This is a genomic window from Mesorhizobium sp. M1428 (assembly GCF_040317515.1).
In the GTDB taxonomy this organism is placed as follows: domain Bacteria; phylum Pseudomonadota; class Alphaproteobacteria; order Rhizobiales; family Rhizobiaceae; genus Mesorhizobium.
The window spans coordinates 13,542-29,733 of sequence record NZ_JAMYKT010000030.1; the positions used below are offsets into that span (position 1 = coordinate 13,542).

At 62.5% G+C, this 16,192-nt stretch carries 20 protein-coding genes and 1 pseudogene; 9 read left to right on the forward strand and 12 right to left on the reverse strand.

Going from position 1 to position 16,192, the window contains the following annotated elements; translation table 11 throughout:
• Window positions 1–48: 48 nt before the first annotated feature.
• The 4 genes from lspA to NKG60_RS27720 form a co-directional block, all read right to left on the reverse strand.
• The gene (lspA, locus tag NKG60_RS27705; RefSeq protein ID WP_352665658.1) at window positions 49–525 is read right to left on the reverse strand and encodes a signal peptidase II; all 477 of its coding nucleotides are present in this window, start codon (window positions 523–525) and stop codon (window positions 49–51) included.
• Window positions 526–551: 26 nt separating this feature from the next.
• On the reverse strand, window positions 552–1,415 hold the full coding sequence (locus NKG60_RS27710) for a TrmH family RNA methyltransferase (RefSeq protein WP_352665646.1): 864 nt from the start codon (window positions 1,413–1,415) through the stop codon (window positions 552–554).
• On the reverse strand, window positions 1,416–2,477 hold the full coding sequence (locus NKG60_RS27715; RefSeq protein WP_352665645.1) for an RsmD family RNA methyltransferase: 1,062 nt from the start codon (window positions 2,475–2,477) through the stop codon (window positions 1,416–1,418).
• A gap of 89 nt (window positions 2,478–2,566) precedes the next feature.
• On the reverse strand, window positions 2,567–3,052 hold the full coding sequence (locus NKG60_RS27720; protein ID WP_352665644.1) for an anthrone oxygenase family protein: 486 nt from the start codon (window positions 3,050–3,052) through the stop codon (window positions 2,567–2,569).
• 120 nt (window positions 3,053–3,172) lie between these two features.
• Between NKG60_RS27720 and NKG60_RS27725 the strand changes: the two are divergent.
• Window positions 3,173–3,847 (forward strand): annotated as a pseudogene (locus NKG60_RS27725) (helix-turn-helix transcriptional regulator); the annotation flags it as partial.
• 94 nt (window positions 3,848–3,941) lie between these two features.
• The gene (locus NKG60_RS27730) at window positions 3,942–4,310 is read left to right on the forward strand and encodes a VOC family protein (protein WP_352665643.1); all 369 of its coding nucleotides are present in this window, start codon (window positions 3,942–3,944) and stop codon (window positions 4,308–4,310) included.
• A 136-nt stretch (window positions 4,311–4,446) separates the two neighbouring features.
• Here the strand turns inward: NKG60_RS27730 and lhpI are convergent, their stop codons facing one another.
• The 4 genes from lhpI to sppA all read right to left on the reverse strand — a co-directional run bounded on the left by lhpI (window position 4,447) and on the right by sppA (window position 7,170).
• Window positions 4,447–5,415, reverse strand: a complete 969-nt coding sequence (lhpI, locus tag NKG60_RS27735) for a bifunctional Delta(1)-pyrroline-2-carboxylate/Delta(1)-piperideine-2-carboxylate reductase (RefSeq protein ID WP_352665642.1) — start codon at window positions 5,413–5,415, stop codon at window positions 4,447–4,449.
• Window positions 5,416–5,467: 52 nt separating this feature from the next.
• Entirely contained in the window at window positions 5,468–5,800 is a 333-nt protein-coding gene (locus NKG60_RS27740) for a LapA family protein (protein ID WP_352616482.1), read from the reverse strand.
• A 47-nt stretch (window positions 5,801–5,847) separates the two neighbouring features.
• The gene (locus tag NKG60_RS27745; RefSeq protein WP_023675261.1) at window positions 5,848–6,132 is read right to left on the reverse strand and encodes an integration host factor subunit beta; all 285 of its coding nucleotides are present in this window, start codon (window positions 6,130–6,132) and stop codon (window positions 5,848–5,850) included.
• An 81-nt stretch (window positions 6,133–6,213) separates the two neighbouring features.
• The gene (gene sppA, locus NKG60_RS27750) at window positions 6,214–7,170 is read right to left on the reverse strand and encodes a signal peptide peptidase SppA (protein WP_352665641.1); all 957 of its coding nucleotides are present in this window, start codon (window positions 7,168–7,170) and stop codon (window positions 6,214–6,216) included.
• 306 nt (window positions 7,171–7,476) lie between these two features.
• On the opposite strand from sppA, the gene lptC reads away from it, so the two are divergent.
• The 6 genes from lptC (at window position 7,477) to ptsN (ending at window position 12,727) form a co-directional block, all read left to right on the forward strand.
• Window positions 7,477–8,190 carry an LPS export ABC transporter periplasmic protein LptC gene (gene lptC, locus NKG60_RS27755; protein ID WP_352976095.1) on the forward strand — a complete coding sequence of 238 codons (714 nt, stop codon included), beginning with the start codon at window positions 7,477–7,479 and terminating at the stop codon, window positions 8,188–8,190.
• Window positions 8,177–8,785: an LptA/OstA family protein gene (locus NKG60_RS27760; RefSeq protein WP_292664963.1), complete on the forward strand. Its 609-nt coding sequence runs from the start codon at window positions 8,177–8,179 to the stop codon at window positions 8,783–8,785. The genes lptC and NKG60_RS27760 overlap by 14 nt, the downstream gene beginning before the upstream one ends.
• Window positions 8,785–9,603, forward strand: coding sequence for an LPS export ABC transporter ATP-binding protein (gene lptB, locus NKG60_RS27765; RefSeq protein ID WP_292664962.1), 819 nt, complete (start codon window positions 8,785–8,787; stop codon window positions 9,601–9,603). The genes NKG60_RS27760 and lptB overlap by 1 nt, the downstream gene beginning before the upstream one ends.
• Before the next feature lie 197 nt (window positions 9,604–9,800).
• Window positions 9,801–11,327 carry an RNA polymerase factor sigma-54 gene (gene rpoN, locus NKG60_RS27770; RefSeq protein WP_352665639.1) on the forward strand — a complete coding sequence of 509 codons (1,527 nt, stop codon included), beginning with the start codon at window positions 9,801–9,803 and terminating at the stop codon, window positions 11,325–11,327.
• Between the two features lie 291 nt (window positions 11,328–11,618).
• Window positions 11,619–12,203 (forward strand): ribosome hibernation-promoting factor, HPF/YfiA family, encoded by a 585-nt coding sequence (hpf, locus tag NKG60_RS27775; RefSeq protein ID WP_023675267.1) that lies wholly within the window; start codon window positions 11,619–11,621, stop codon window positions 12,201–12,203.
• 59 nt (window positions 12,204–12,262) lie between these two features.
• Window positions 12,263–12,727 (forward strand): PTS IIA-like nitrogen regulatory protein PtsN, encoded by a 465-nt coding sequence (gene ptsN / locus NKG60_RS27780; protein WP_352665638.1) that lies wholly within the window; start codon window positions 12,263–12,265, stop codon window positions 12,725–12,727.
• A gap of 98 nt (window positions 12,728–12,825) precedes the next feature.
• Here ptsN and NKG60_RS27785 read toward each other — a convergent pair whose 3' ends face one another.
• Window positions 12,826–13,083 (reverse strand): BQ00720 family protein, encoded by a 258-nt coding sequence (locus NKG60_RS27785; RefSeq protein ID WP_023675269.1) that lies wholly within the window; start codon window positions 13,081–13,083, stop codon window positions 12,826–12,828.
• Window positions 13,084–13,146: 63 nt separating this feature from the next.
• Window positions 13,147–13,572 (reverse strand): Hsp20 family protein, encoded by a 426-nt coding sequence (locus NKG60_RS27790; RefSeq protein WP_023675270.1) that lies wholly within the window; start codon window positions 13,570–13,572, stop codon window positions 13,147–13,149.
• 144 nt (window positions 13,573–13,716) lie between these two features.
• Between NKG60_RS27790 and NKG60_RS27795 the strand changes: the two genes are divergently transcribed.
• A complete protein-coding gene (locus NKG60_RS27795) occupies window positions 13,717–14,658 on the forward strand; it encodes a nucleoside hydrolase (RefSeq protein WP_352665637.1) in 942 nt (313 codons plus the stop codon).
• Window positions 14,659–15,147: 489 nt separating this feature from the next.
• On the opposite strand, the gene NKG60_RS27800 is transcribed toward NKG60_RS27795, so the two are convergent.
• Both NKG60_RS27800 and NKG60_RS27805 read right to left on the reverse strand, forming a co-directional pair.
• Entirely contained in the window at window positions 15,148–15,516 is a 369-nt protein-coding gene (locus NKG60_RS27800) for a hypothetical protein (RefSeq protein ID WP_352665636.1), read from the reverse strand.
• Window positions 15,517–15,568: 52 nt separating this feature from the next.
• The gene (locus NKG60_RS27805) at window positions 15,569–16,183 is read right to left on the reverse strand and encodes a LysE family translocator (RefSeq protein ID WP_023675274.1); all 615 of its coding nucleotides are present in this window, start codon (window positions 16,181–16,183) and stop codon (window positions 15,569–15,571) included.
• Window positions 16,184–16,192: the final 9 nt, after the last annotated feature.

Genomic DNA, 16,192 nt, shown 5'->3' on the forward strand with positions numbered 1-16,192 from the left:
TTCTCCTCGGGCTTGCAGATCAGAATGTGCGGCGCCAGGCGAGTGAGGTCAATCGCCCGACGTTCCGCGCCGCCAGCCAATGAGTTCGTCGAAGACGACCAGCACGGCACCGACCGAAATGAAGGCGTCGGCGAGGTTGAAGACGGCGAAGGACCAGACCGGCGTATGAAACAGGACATAGTCGATGACGTGGCCATAGGCAGCGCGGTCGATCAGGTTGCCGAGCGCGCCGCCGACGATCAGTGCGAAGCCGATGCGGGCAAGCAGGTGACCGGGCGGCGTGCGGGCCGCAAGACAGAGCACGAAAGCGACCACCAGAACCGCGACGACCACCAGGCCGGTGTCGCCGAAGGACGAAAACAGCGAGAACGCGATGCCGGTGTTGTAGGTGCGGTACAGCGCCAGGAACGGCAGCAGGTCGAGCCGTTCCTGAAAGGCAAGGCCGGTTTCGACCAGATATTTCAGCAACTGGTCGAGCGCTATCGCGGCGACGACCAGAAGAGCATACGGCCTCCAGGACTTCATGGTTTGCAGTTTCACGGCTTGGGATGTCACGATCTGGCGTCCTCCGGGCCGAGCTTCAGCGCGCCGCGCCGGATCTCGAACAGCATGACGCCGGTGGCCACCGCCAGGTTGAGCGAATCGGCGCGGCCCGCCTGCGGTATCCGCAGCAGCTTGTCGCAGCTTGCGGCAAGCTCGTCAGGCAGGCCTTGCTGCTCGTTGCCCATCACCAACAGCACCGGACCTTTTGAAAAATCGACCGAGCGGTAGTCGACCGCACCCTTCAAATGGGTGCCGGCGACGAGCCCGGGAAAGCTCGTTCGCCAGGCGAGAAAAGCTTCGGGCGACGCCTTGGCGACCGGCACGGCGAAAATCGAGCCCATGGTGGCGCGCACCGTCTCGACCGAAAAGGGATCGGTGGTCTCGCCGACCAGGATGACGCCCCTGGCGCCGACAGCGTCGACGGTGCGGATGACGGTGCCGAGATTGCCGGGGTCGCGCACCCGATCGAGCGCCACCCAGACGTCGCCGTCACGGGCGCGGATGTCTTTCAGCGGCAGGAATTTTTGCGAGAACACGCCGACGACCATTTGCGGATTGTCGCGGCGGGTGATAGCGACCAGCACTTTTTCCGAGACTTCAAGTACGGTGCCGCCGGCGGCGACCGTGCGCGCCGCGACCTTTTCGACTGCCGCATTGCCACGTCCGGCCTTGGCGAAGACCAATGTCCTGATCGACCAGCCAAGATCGAGCGCGTCGATGACCAGCTTCAGGCCTTCGGCAATGAAGGCATTCTGCTGGTCACGGAATTTCTTCAACGCGAGCGCCTTGATGTCCTTGACCAGCGGGTTGGCGAGGCTGGTGACTTCCTTCACCTGCCCTGGCGCGCCTGCATGCCGTTCGTACGCACTCATTCAAGCCACCCAGCGTGAGAACAGCGAGGTCGACAGCGCCCGGCCGGCGGAATTCTCGCGGATGATCAATTCGCCCGATTCGACCGTGCCGCCCATGCCGGCGAAGGTGTCGCGCATCAGGGCATGGATGGCGAAGAAAGAGGCGCGGATCGAATAGGCGGTCAGTACCACGGCGAGCGGCTTCGGCGTCAGGATGGCGCGGCAGATGTCGGTCAGCGCCGGCAGGTCCTCAAACAGCTGCCAGACCTCGCCCTTCGGTCCGCGGCCATAGGCGGGCGGGTCGAACAGGATGATGTCGTAGCGGCTGCCGCGGCGCTCCTCGCGTTCGGCGAATTTCACGGCATCGTCGACGATCCAGCGGATCGGCTTTTGCGACAGGCCCGCCATCTCCTGGTTTTCGCGCGCCCAGCCGATCGCCTTCTTGGAAGCATCGACATGCGTGACCTCGGCGCCGGCACGCGCCGCCACCAGCGAGGCAAGGCCGGTGTAACCGAACAGGTTCAGCACCTTCACAGGCCGTTTTGCCGCCGCGATCAGCCCGGCCATGTGATCCCAGTGCGAGGCCTGCTCGGGAAAGACGCCGACATGGCGAAACGACGTGAAGCGGCCGAGATAGTCGATGCCGTCGTGCTTCATCGGCCAGGTCTCGCCGAGCGGCGTCTTGGGGAAGCGCCAGCGGCCGATGCCTTCCTCGTCGGTATCGCCGGTGAAAATGGCGTCGGCGCGCTCCCAGTCCCTGGCCGGCAAAGCCTTTTGCCAGATCGCCTGGCCCTCCGGCCGAACGATGCGGTAGGGGCCGTATTGCTCGAGTTTTTCTCCGGCGCCGCTGTCGAGCAGCGCGTAGTCCTGATTGGGGCCGACCTCGAGGATCAGCGGCAGATGTTCGGCAGGCAGCGCACCATCGCGGCGGGATAGAGGGCGCGGCGCGGCTTTCGGCTCGGACCGGTCTTGCGGTTTAGGCTCCGAGCCGACGGTCAGGCCGGCATCGCGCCGCCGCGGCTGCTCCGCCCCGCCCTTCGTGGGCGGGCGGCTGTCGCGGCGTTTGTCGCGAGAAGGTTTCAAGAAGGCGCATCTCCGGAAGGCGGCTCGGCCGCTTCTGCCACAGCACATTGACCGGCGCAACAAAAGGGCTGCGGACGTGCGCAACCGGATCAGCCGCGCCTGATCGACAGCAGGCCGATTGCGAGCGCTATGAAACCAACGGCCTTGAAGCCGGTGACGACCATATGGCCGGTTTCCCAGCGGCTCCGGATAGTTTCGAAATTGTCCGGGATCGGTCCAGGCACCCAGGTGGCCAGGACATCGTTTGCCGGTTTGACCAGGGTAAACCACGCCACGAGGGCTATCAGATAAAGCACGGTGGCGGCCAAGACCCACCAGAATGCCGGGTGGTCGCTGCGCAGCATCCAGGCGAGAAGGCCCGGACAGACGATCGCGGCCACGTCCAGCGGTGCGCCGACAATCGCGAAGAATTGGAACTGAGCGTTGAAGACAGTGGTTTCACGCCAGAGCGAAGGCGACCACCTGGTCAGCCGCGGCACCGATTCCAGCACATGGGCGAAGGACGGCCCAAGGCTGAGCGCAGCGACGATGGCGGTCAAAACCGACCAGAACAACAGAAAACCGCGTATATCCATAATGGCCAGACAACGGCGTGAGGGCGCAGACGTTCCGGTCGGCGATCATCTTGCTTGCCGCCGAAAGTGCAGGCGCTATCGTCCATTCAAATTGGGCATCCATCAACCGGGTTGCGATCCATGTCCCGCGCCGAACGCCTGCTCGACCTGATCCAGATCCTGCGCCGGCATCGCCGGCCGGTCAGCGGCCGCAGCCTTGCGGGCGAAATGGGTGTGTCGATCCGCACGCTCTATCGCGACATCGCCACGCTGCAGGGGCAGGGCGCGCCGATCGAGGGCGAGGCGGGGCTGGGTTACGTGCTCAGGCCAGGTTTCATGCTGCCGCCGCTGATGTTCACCGATGAGGAGATCGAGGCGATCGTGCTCGGTTCGCGCTGGGTGGCCAAGCAGCCGGACTGGCGGCTCGCGAACGCCGCCACCGACGCGCTGGCCAAGATCGCCGCGGTGCTGCCGGACGATTTGCGTGAAGAGCTCGATGCCTCGACGCTGCTGGTCGGGTCGCGCACCGAGGTCACCGAAGGCATCGATCTCGGAGTGGTGCGGCAGGCCATCCGGGAGGAGCGCAAGCTGAGCTTTGTCTATCGCGACGCCGGCGGCGCTGCCTCCGAGCGCACCGTCTGGCCGTTCGCACTCGGCTTCTTCGACAAGGTGCGTGTCGTCGCCGCCTGGTGCGAGATGCGCCAGGATTTCAGGCACTTTCGCGCCGATCGGATATCCGGCCTCAACGCCACCGAGATGCGCTATCCGCGCCGCCGTCAGGTACTGCTCAAAGAATGGCGGGCGACGCTCACACGCCAAACTGAGGCTGCTGCTCAGTTAAGACTGCTGCCAGAATCTGGCAGTGGCGTACTCTATGCTCCGCCAATCGAAACCATCTGGAGAGCAATTCATGACACCGCCCAATTTCGTCATCCTCTATGTCGACAAGCCTGAGCAAAGCGGCGCCTTCTACAGCGCGCTGCTTGGGCGGCAGCCGGTCGAGACCTCACCGACCTTCGTGCTGTTCGTGCTCGACAGCGGCTTTAAGCTCGGCCTCTGGTCGCGTCACACCGTGGAGCCGGCCGCCGCGGCAGCAGGCGGCGGCGCCGAGATCGTCTTTGCGCTGCACACGCCGGATGCCATCGATGCCACTCACGCCGACTGGGCCGGACGCGGGCTGAAAATTCTGCAGACGCCGACCGACATGGATTTCGGCCGCACCTTTGTCGCGCTCGATCCGGACAACCACCGGCTGCGGGTTTATTGGCAAAAGGAGTAGGGGAATACGGAAGTAGGGGAGTAAGGCAGTACGTGACAGGAAATATAGCTGGCGCGGCGCCGCACGATCAGTACGGTTTCCTACTCCCCTACTCCCCTACTCCCCTACTCCCCTACTCCCCTACTCCCCTACTCCCCTACTCCCCTACACTTGCCCGATACACGGCAATGCCGGCGGCGAGGTCCTCGAGGGCCGCGCCAACCGACTTGAACAGCGTGATCTCGTCGTCGCTCTGCCGGCCTTTTTTCTGGCCGCGCGTGAGTTCATAGAGGTCGGCGACGATGGCTTCCGGCTTCAACACGCCGGATGCCAGCGGCTGGACGATATCGCCTGCTTCCTTGGTGGCGCCGGCGCGGGTGTCGACATAGACGCGGGCGCGTAGGATCGCGTCGTCGTCGCTTTCGCGCATCGCCGGCGTGAAGCCGCCAACCAGATCGACATGGATTCCTGGCTTCAACAGTGCCCCCTTGATCAATGGCATGGTGGTGATGGTCGCTGACGATACGATATCGGCCTTTCCGAGTTCGGCGTCGAGATCGCCTGCTGCTTCGGCCGAAAAACCATCGGCACGCAATTTTGCCGCAACCTTTTCGGCATTGGCCGGCGTGCGGTTCCAGATGCGGATGTTCCTGATCGGACGCACCGCCGAATGCGCCTTTGCAAGGAATGGCGACAACGCGCCGGCGCCGACCACCAGCAGCCGCGATGCGTCCTCACGGGCCAGATAGGAGGCGGCCAGCGCCGAGGCGCAGGCAGTGCGCCACTGCGTCAGCCGCTGGCCATCGATCAATGCCTGCGGTTCGCCGGTGGCGCCGTCGAGCAAGAGGTAAAGCCCCATCACCGCCGGCTTGCCGACGGCATTGTTGTTGGGCGACACGGTGACGATCTTGACGCCGATATGGCCATCGGCCGAGGTGCCGGCTGCGTTGAAGTCGGTCCAGGCCGGCATCAAGAGCAGCGTCGAGGCGGCGCCGTCGGGCCGCTCGACCGTGTGATGGTGCCTTACCGGCTGCACGGCGCCATCGCGAAAAGCGGCACGCAACGTCTCGACCAGCCCGGAAAAGGTCAGCGCGCGGTCGACCTCGGCGGCGGAAATGGTCAGCATGAAAGGCTCCGTGGAGAACTAGGCCGGTTGTGCTTCAGGCCCGAGCCGCGGCTCAGTTCGTCGGCTTCGGCAAGGCTGGGCTCTGCGACGCGGTGGGCGCGCGGCTGACCGCCTGGCGCAGGTTCTCGGCCTCGGCGCCGCGCTGGCGCGCCAGCTTGCGGTAGCGGCCCTGCTTGATCCAGGTCGCCAGGCTGCCGACGATCATGCCGATGGCCAGCGCCAGGAACAGGAAAATGAAGAGCGGCACGGTCAGCGTCAGCGCCGGATTGCCGGGATTGAACGGATCGAGCGTGAAGGCCACCGGTTCGCGGTTGGCGACGGCCAGCGCAATCAGGATGACGGCCAGCGGCACGAAAACCACGATGAGAATGAAGCGATTGAACATGTTTTTCCGTTCGGAAGAAAAGGCAGGAGCGGTGGCGGGCGCCGCGCCTATTTGCCTCCGTTCAGCCTTTCACGCAATTCCTTGCCGGTCTTGAAGAACGGTACCCATTTCTCCTCGACCTCTACGGATTCGCCGGTGCGCGGGTTGCGGCCGGTGCGGGCAGGGCGGTTTTTCACCGAAAACGCGCCGAAGCCGCGCAACTCGACCCGGTTGCCCTCGGCAAGCGCGTCGGTGATTTCATCGAAGATGGCGCTGACAATGTTTTCGACGTCGCGCAGGAAAAGATGCGGATTACGCGTGGCGATGATCTGCACAAGTTCGGATTTGATCATGAAAAGGCTCCCCGTAAAAGCAGTGCCGCCGAAATTATCAGAATGATTTTATTTGGTTTTTCACTCGTCCCAAGCGGTTTCTCAAGGGTGCCAGACGGAAACGAGACCGTCAAGAAACAAGCGGTCCGCTCCAATTTCGTGAAGGACATCGCCGCCATAGCCGGGCAGGCCAAGCGCAGCACCGACGGTCTGCGCCATCGCCTTGGAGAACAGGAAACCACCGCGTTTTTCCGTGTCCTTCCATTCCACCACCTTGAGCTTGGCATCGACACCCTTGCCTGCAAGCCAGTCGATCGCTTCGGCTTCGCCGCCGACCGCGTCGATCAATTTGTTGGTGACCGCCTGCCGGCCGGTGAAGATCGACCCGTCTGCGAGCGCCAGCGCCTCCGGCTTGGTCATGTTGCGGCGCTCGGCGACGATGCCGACGAACCAGTCGTAGCTGTCGAGGATGAGCTTGCGGACCATGGCGCGCTCATCGTCATTGGTCGGCTTGAAGGGAGAAGGCGAGGCCTTCAAGGGCGAGGATTTCACCTCCTCCAGCTTGACGCCGAGCTTGTCCATGAGGCCGCTGACGTCCGGGTACTGGATCAGCACGCCGATCGAGCCGACGATCGAGGATTTGCGTGCGACAATATGGTCGGCCGCAGTGGCGATCATGTAGCCCGCCGAAGCCGCGAGCGTGCCGACCTCGGCCACCACCGGCTTGTCGGCGGCGAGCTTGCGCACTGCCTCATAGATCGACTCGCCACCGACGGTGGTGCCGCCGGGTGAATCGATCGACAGGATCACAGCCTTAACGCGCGGCGACTGACGGATGGCCTCCAGCCGCTTGATCAGTTCTTCGTCTTCGGTGATGGTACCTTCGATCTTGACCTTGGCGATGTGGTCGACAGCCGCGCCGGTGAAGTCGTCACCATAGATCCACGCCGAGAAGGCGATCAGTCCGGCTGCGGCGACGATAATCGCCGCAACACGCCAGAACGTCAGCTTGCGGCGCAAGCGGCGGCGGTCGATCAGGTCGTCGGCTCTCAATGCCATGGTCAGCCTCGTAGTCGGTGGGAGCAGATGCTTTTAAAGCAACCATTCGCGCCCGGCTACCGTTTCCTGACGGCCTTGCGCCAAAGGCCGTTAGGCATTCGCGGCGAGCCTCGACCTGTCACGTTCCACAGGCTCTAACACTGTGCGCCCATATCTGGTATGAGGTACAGGCTGCGCTGGGGCCATTTTCATTGTACAGGGGCGGCTGTCACATTTTTGCGGTTTTCCTCGGCTTGTGCTTGCTTGAGGGCGCCGGCACCCCACCTATAGGGCGGCCTGGCGGGCAGGGGTTTAGAAGAAGCAGTCATGTTAGCGGGACCAATCGAACCGACCAACACCGAGACGGAGTTGGCTCCCAAGGCCGCAGGCCGGGCGCGGGGCGACGCCTTTGACATTGCGCAGCGTCATTCGCGCCGGGTCCGGATCCTCAAGCTGGCCGTGCCGCTGGTCGCTGCCGTGATCGCGGTCGCGTTTCCGGTCTATTCCTATCTCATGGCGCCCGCTGCAATCGAGGTGCAGGCCGACGGCGGCGCCTTTGCCGATGGCAAGCTGGTGATGGCCAACCCCAAGCTCAACGGCTTCACCAAACAGAACCTGCCCTATTCGATGACAGCCCTGCGCGCCATACAGGATGTCAGCAAACAGGGCATCATCGATCTGGAAGGCATCAAGGCCAAGCTGCCGATTGCGGCCGACAACACGGCCGCCATCAATGCCACGCACGGCACCTACGATCGCGACGGCAACACGCTCAGCCTGACCAGCGATGTGACCGTGTCGACCACGGATGGTGTGGTGGCAAAATTCAAATCAGTCTATCTCGACATGGGCGAAGGCACTATGAAGACAAGCGAGCCCGTCGATGTCAGCCGCGGCGGGTCGCGGATCAGGGCGGATTCGATGTCGGTCCAGGACAATGGCAAGGTCCTGGTTTTCGAGAACAAGGTGCGCGTCGACATCGATCCCGCCAGTTTGAAGGCGGCAGAGGCAAAGAGCGGAGAGACCAATGCGGTTCAGTAGTTCGGCACGGCGCCTCGCCGCGATTTCGGCGTTGACGCTCGGGTTGCCCTTGGGGCTGACCTTCGGGACAGCGCCGTCGCTGGCGCAATCCAGTGCCACCAGCCAAATGTCCGGTCTCAGGCTGTCGGGCGACAAGCCGATCCAGATCGAAAGCGACAAGCTTGAGGTGCGCCAGGCGGAAAGCGTCGCCGTCTTCACCGGCAACGTCAACGTCGTCCAGGGTCCAACCGTGCTCAAGGCCGGCAAAATGACGGTCTATTACGTTAGGGATGCAGGCGCCGCCAAAGGCGCCCAGCCCGCGGGTGCCGCGGCAATGACCGGATCCGCCAACATCGACCATCTCGAGGTCGACGATAAGGTCTACATCAAATCGGACAATCAGGTTGCCACTGGCGACCGCGGCACCTTCGACATGAAGACCGAAGTGCTGGTGCTTTCGGGCAGCAAGGTCGTGCTCTCGCAAGGCGACAACGTGCTTGTCGGCTGCAAGCTTACCGTGCAGATGAAGAGCGGCCTTGCCCAGGTCGACGCTTGCGGCGGCCGCGTCATGATGTCGATCACGCCGCCGGCGAAGTCTGGAGCAGCGAAACCCTGATGACCGGCATATCGTCGCTGCTGGCGCGTCTTCCAGGGCGCGCCGCCAGCAAACTTGCGGCACCGGCCAGGGTCACCGTCGAAGCGGCAAAGTTCAAGGGAACTTTGATCGCCAAGGGGCTGACCAAAAGCTACAAGGGCCGCAAGGTCGTCAGCGGCGTGACGCTGGGCGTGCGCGCCGGGGAGGCGGTTGGGCTGCTCGGCCCCAACGGTGCCGGCAAGACGACCTGTTTCTACATGGTAACCGGCCTGGTGCCGGTCGATGAAGGCACCATCGAAATCGACGGTTTCGACGTCACGTCGATGCCGATGTATCGCCGCGCCCGTCTCGGCATCGGCTATCTGCCGCAGGAAGCCTCGATTTTTCGCGGCCTGAATGTCGAGCAAAACATCCGGGCCGTGCTCGAAGTGGTCGAAAAGAGCCGCAAGGAGCGTGAGCGCCTGCTCGACGAATTGCTCGAGGAATTCCATATCAGCCATCTGCGCAAGGCTCCGTCGCTGTCGCTCTCCGGTGGTGAGCGGCGACGCCTCGAAATTGCCCGCGCCTTGGCAACCCGCCCCGCCTACATGCTGCTCGACGAACCGTTCGCCGGCATCGACCCGATCGCCGTCGCCGACATCCAGCAGCTCGTGCGCCACTTGACGGCGCGTGGCATCGGCGTGCTGATCACCGACCACAATGTGCGCGAGACACTTGGCCTGATTGACCGCGCCTACATCATCCATGCCGGCCAGGTGCTGACCCATGGCCGAGCCGACGAGGTGGTCGCAAATGCCGATGTGCGGCGGCTTTATCTCGGCGAGGGATTTACGCTCTAAATGCGAAATTCCGGTTCGAGCGGGATTTCCGGCGTAGTCCAGCAGCTTTTTCTTCAATTTTCTGCCTGAAAACGCGCCGGCAGGCGAGTTTTACGGCTCCTCGCCTTGACAAGCAAAAGCCGGGCCAGTTTCTATGCTGGCCTGGAAAATTCCTTCCAGCAGTGCGGGTGCGTAGACGGAGCGTTTGAAACCGAACCATGGCGTTGGCGGCAAAACTACAGCTACGACAGTCGCAGTCGCTGGTGATGACGCCGCAGCTGATGCAGTCGATCCGCCTGCTCCAGTTCACCCATCTCGAGCTGGAACGCTTCATCGACGACGAGATCGAACGCAATCCCCTGCTGGAGCGCGCCGAACCGCAGGAGGACGCCGCCAGCGACCAGGCGCAGAAGGGCGACGCGGCATCGGAACCGGCTGCCGACGGCGACTGGTTCGAGGCGGAGACGGCGTGGAGCGCCGAGGCGATTTCGGAAAAGCTCGATACGTCGCTGGAAAACCTGTTTCCTGACGATCCGGGTACGAGCGAGCGGCTCGGGCCCGACCTGACGGCGCAATGGAAATCGGCGTCCGGCAACGGTTCCACCTCTTCCTCCGATGGCTTCGATGTCGCGGATATGGCGGCGGCTGCCATCACGCTGCGCGACCATGTCGGCGAGCAGGTGGCGCTCGCCTTTGCCGATCCGGTGGCGCGCCTGATCGCTAGCGAGCTTGCCGACGGCCTCGACGAGGCCGGCTACATGCGTGCCGACATGGCCGAGATCGCGGCCCGCCTCGGCACGGACGCCACGGCGGTGGCGAGGGTCCTGGCGGTCTGCCAGACATTTGAGCCCGCCGGCATCTTCGCCCGCGACCTCGCCGAATGCCTGTTGCTGCAGCTTGCCGTGCGCGACCGGCTCGATCCGGCGATGAAGGCGCTGATCGCCAATCTCGAACTCCTGGCACGGCGCGATTTCCAGACACTGAAGCGGATTTGCGGCGTCGACGAGGAGGATCTGCTCGACATGCTGGCCGAGATCCGGGCGCTCGACCCGCGGCCGGGAATGGCGTTTTCGCGCGGTGCCAGCGATGCGATCGTGGCCGACGTCGAGGTGCGCGCAGCCAATGACGGCAGCTGGACGGTCGAGCTCAACGCCGAGACGCTGCCGCGCGTGCTGGTCGATCACATCTATTTCGCCCAGGTCACGCCACATGCGAAAAACCAGGCGGAAAAGGATTTCCTCGCCGAATGCCTGCAGAACGCCAACTGGCTCACACGCAGCCTCGACCAGCGGGCGAAGACCATTCTCAAGGTGGCCTCCGAGATCGTGCGCCAGCAGGACGCTTTTCTCGTCCACGGCGTGCGGCACCTGAAGCCGCTCAACCTGCGCACGGTGGCGGACGCCATCGGCATGCACGAATCAACGGTCAGCCGGGTCACGGCAAACAAATACATGCTGACGCCGCGCGGTGTGTTCGAACTGCGCTATTTCTTCACCGCCTCGATCGCTTCGTCAGGTGGCGGCGATGCGCATTCGTCGGAAGCGGTGCGCGACCGCATCAAGCAGCTGATCGACGAGGAGAAAGCCGTCGATGTGCTTTCCGACGATGCCATCGTGGACATGCTGCGGGAAAGCGGCGTCGACATCGCCAGGCGCACGGTGGCCAAATACCGGGAAGGCATGAACATACCCTCGTCGGTGCAGCGGCGGCGCGAAAAACGCGCTTTGGCCAGTGCCGGCCGTTGAGCTCCGGCGGAATTTCCACGGCTTTCGCCCTTCATTGACAAGCGGCAACGAAGTGGCTAGAAGCCCGCCCGCATGAGACGGGCTGGCGAGTGGATTTGAGTTCGCCGATGCCCGCACGAGAGATGGTCCGTCACGACGTAGGCCACGGGACGGCCAAGAAGGCGGCTTGTGATCAACCGGAAAGTTCGGATCTAAAATCGGCGCAAGTGACGCCGCAAAAGCTTGTGCGCGCGGACCACGAGTATAAACTCGGGACAGTTTGAAGCCTGAGCAAGGAAGGTCAGTTTTCAGATGACACTGCGCATATCGGGAAAACACATGGATATCGGCGATGCGTTCCGTACGCGCATCAACGACCGTGTCGGGGAAGTGATCGGGAAATATTTCGATCGGGGCTTTTCAGGGCAAATCGTAGTCGTCAAATCGGGGTCGCGCTACACGGCCGATTGCATGATCCGGCTGGACTCCGGTGCTTCGCTGCAGGCGACCGGCGATGCCCAGGATCCAACGCTTGCCTTCGATACCGCGGCAGACCGTCTGGAAACGCGCCTCAGGCGCTACAAGCGCCGGCTGAAGTCGCACAATTCAGGCAATAGCAACGGCGAGCTCACCGACGTCGCCTATACGGTGATGGCGCCGCTTGCCGACGACGAGGAGGACATACCGGAGAATTTCGCGCCGGCCATCGTCGCCGAATCGACCATGACGCTGCGGACCATGTCGGTGGCGTCAGCGGTGATCGAACTCGATACCAAGGACAGCCCGGTCCTGGTCTTCCGCAATGCCGGAAACGACCATCTCAACATCGTCTATCGCCGGCCGGACGGGAATATTGGCTGGATCGACCCGTCCACGGCCAAGGTCGCGCAGGGGTAAAGACCAGCCGCACGCGAGCGTGGGGACTGGCGACGGCAGGCGAACAAGGGATTTCAAGCATGGATCTGAGCGATCTCGTCAGCGTTCCGGCAATCATGCCGGCGTTGAAGGCGAACTCCAAAAAGCAATTGCTGCAACTGCTGTCCGAAAGGGCGGCGGCGATTTCTGGCATTCCGGAGCGAGAGGTGTTCGACACCATCCTGCAACGCGAGCGGCTCGGCTCGACCGGCGTCGGCAACGGCATCGCCATTCCACACGGCAAGCTGGCCGGGGTGAAGCGGATCGCCGGCGTTTTTGCCCGGCTGGAGACACCGGTGGACTTCGAAGCCCTCGATGATCAGCCGGTCGACCTGGTGTTTCTGCTTTTGGCCCCCGAAGGTGCCGGCGCCGACCATCTCAAGGCGCTGTCGCGCATCGCGCGGGTGCTGCGCGACAACGACACGGTCGCCAAGATCAGGGGCACGCGCGACGCCGTGGCCATCCATGCGCTGCTGTCAGACACGCAGGCCTCGCACGCCGCCTGAGGTTTTGATTAAGACTAAATCCGTTGAAGGGCCGCCGTGAGCGGCCCTGTGCGTTTCCAACCAGATCGCTGCGCCGTATTTGTCAGTGGATGGCGCCGTTAGTGGATGGCGACCGGGGTCAGGTCGTTTTCCAGCGCGCCAGCCAGTGCCCGGTCGCGAGCATCCGAAAGCAGGATCGGCTGGCCATTGGCGGCAAACAGGGCCCACAGTTCCAGCCCGGGGGCGATTTCGCCGAGACCCGGGAACCGGCCGCGCAGATCGTCGCTCGACACTTTCCTGAGATAGGCGACTGAACCTTCGCCGAGATGGGCGAATTCGCCGCTGGTCATGATGATATTTTCGTTAGTTCTGGTCATTTCAAGCCTCCTTGCCGCGAGACGCCGCTCAAGGCCATCCCGCATGAGAGCTATCGGCAAAAATCAGTCTTTCACCGATATGTTTATTTTTCGTACCAGCCGTTCGGATTCCGGCCGATCGAGATCGATCGACAGAAGGCCGTTCTTCAATTCCGCCGCAATCACCCGCATGCCGTCGGCCAGCACGAAACAGCGCTGGAACTGGCGCGCGGCGATGCCGCGGTGGAGAAATTCGCGCTCGGTGTCGTCGTTCTGACGGCCGCGCACGACCAACTGGTTCTCCTCCGTTGTGACATCGAGATCGCTTTCCGCGAAACCGGCGACGGCGAGCGTGATACGCAGCCTTTCGGTTTTGCCGTCGGCACCGCTGAGGCGCTCGATGTTGTAGGGAGGATAGCTGTCACCGGACTTTGCCAGGCGCTCCAGCGTCTTTTCCATGGAATCGAAACCGAGGAGAAGCGGGCTGGAAAAAGGCGTCATTCGGCTCATGTTACAGTGTCCTCTTAAGAGCGACATAAAGTGGAAAAACCCGGATGGCATTTTTCCCGATGGTCTTGATATGGTCCGTCGCCCGGCAGACTTCAAGCCGTCACTCGTCCCGCCCAAAAAGACTTGCCAAAACAAGGAATTGAAATGCCCCAATCCCGCAGGATCATCATCGACACTGACCCCGGCCAGGACGATGCCGTCGCCATATTGCTGGCGCTCGGCAGCACCGAGCTGGAGATCGTCGGCATCACCGCGGTGGCCGGCAACGTGCCGCTGAAACTTACCGAAAAAAACGCCCGCAAGATCTGTGAGCTGGCCGGCCGGCCGGACGTCAAGGTCTATGCAGGCGCCATCCGGCCGCTGGCGCGCGAATTGGTCACCGCCGAAGAAGTGCATGGCAAGACCGGCCTCAACGGACCGCAACTGCCCGAACCAAAGATGAAGCTGCAGGACGAGTATGCGGTCGATTTCATCGTCGAGACGCTGATGAGAGAGGAGAGCGGCACAATCACGCTGTGCGCGCTCGGGCCGCTCACCAACATTGCGCTGGCGCTGATCCGCGAGCCGAAAATCGCGCCGCGCATCAAGGAGATCGTGCTGATGGGCGGCGGCTTCTTCGAGGGCGGCAATGTCACGCCGACCGCCGAATTCAACATCTATGTCGACCCGCATGCCGCCGATGTCGTGTTCAAATCCGGTATTCCAATCGTGATGATGCCGCTCGATGTCACCCACAAGGCGCTGACCACCGCCAAGCGCACGAAGGCCTTCCGCAAGCTCGGCACCAGGGTCGGCACGGCCACCGCGGACATGCTGGAATTCTTCGAACGTTTCGACGAGGAGAAATACGGCACCGATGGCGGCCCGCTGCACGATCCTTGCGTCATCGCCTACCTATTGAAGCCAAAGCTGTTCAAGGGCCGCAACTGCAATGTCAGCGTGGAAACCGCCTCGGAGCTCACCATGGGCATGACGGTGATCGACTGGTGGGGGGTGACCAAGCGGCCGAAGAACGCCATGGTGATGCGTGACATCGACCATGATGCGTTTTTCGAGCTGTTGCTGGAGAGGCTGGGGCGGCTTTAGGGCCGCTCAGTCGTTGAGCAAGCGGTAGGTGTTGGTGCCGTCCTGGCGATGTTGTTGTTCGATAGAGACTCCCGATCCGATCATGTGGGGTGTTTCCACCTCACCATCGACAAATATCCGAGCGTTGCCGTCATGGAGGCGGACTTCATATCTATAATAAAGTCCATGGCCGACGGAACCCTTCGGATTTAGAGGCAGTGTCGCAACATCTTCGACGGTACCTCCTACGAGTTGTGTGCCCGTGATCGGACTGTTCTGTCTTGTTACAATCGGCACAGCGATCGCGAGAGCGAGCGCGCACAAGATTGGGATGCCAACAACTCTGTCGCGAAATTCTTCCCGAAGCAAAAGAATGCGGGTTCTAAGAGAAAGATTTGTCAGCCCCATACTTTAGAGTTGAGTAGCGTAGGGGCTTTGTTCAAGAGCGATTCCCCGAAAAAGCCTCGTCACTCGCTTCACCTTGAAAACAGCTTATCGATCGATCGTCGTTCAATTTGCAAACCGGTAAAAGACGAAGCCATTGTCGCGCGTTACGCGCTCGATGCCGACGCGCGAGCCGATCAGATGCGGGAGGTCGTCGTCGATGAAAACAGATGAACCGTCTTCCACGACCAGCATATAGACACTCTGGTCTTTGCCCCAATGGGCACTTTTGACGGTTGCGTCGATTGGGTCCACGGAGCGGATCGGGCTGGCGTCATTCGCCCACTTGTGCGGATCCAAGGCAAACACGGCCACAAACAAAGCACCGATCAGGATCACGCCAAACGCGTTCCTTTTCAAATCCGCGTAAGTCCACGGCATAGACATGAATCCCCAGCTGTTGATCCATGTAGTGGCCTGAAGGCCGACTTTCAATCGGCCTTCCTATTCCAGGATGTTGCTGTTGGCGTCGCCGGGCTCGCGGCTGTTACTTTGCCTTGGAAAACGCCAGCCACAGGCCGCCGCCGACCAGGAAGCTGCCGCTGATCCGTGAAAGCAGCTTGACGCGGCCGGCCGACAGCAGGCGTCCGGCGCGGCCGGCGGCCAGCGCATAGGTCGAATCCGACACTGCGGCGAAGATCATGGCGGTGAGACCCATGACGCCGATCTGTAATGCGTAATTGCCTTCAGGCGCGATGAACTGCGGAAAGAAGGCGCCAAAGAACACCAGCGTCTTTGGATTGCTGATCGCCACCAGCAGCCCCTGCAAGAAGAAGCCGCCACGCGGCTTTTTTGCCGATCCGTCGGCGTTAAGCTTGCCTTTCGAGCGGAACATCTGCACGCCCATCCAGATCAGATAGGCGGCGCCGATCAGCCGGACCCATTCGAACCAGTGGCCCATGCCCGCGATCAGCGAAGTCAATCCGATGCCGACGATGGCGATCATGATGGCCAGTCCGGCCTGGGTGCCGGCGACATTGGCGAGGCCGGCGCGCGAGCCGTGGCGGATGCTGTTGGCGATGATCAGCGTCACCGTCGGCCCCGGCACCAGGATGATGACGATGCAGGCGACGACATAGGTGGCGTAGAGTTCCAGCGACATTTTTTCCCT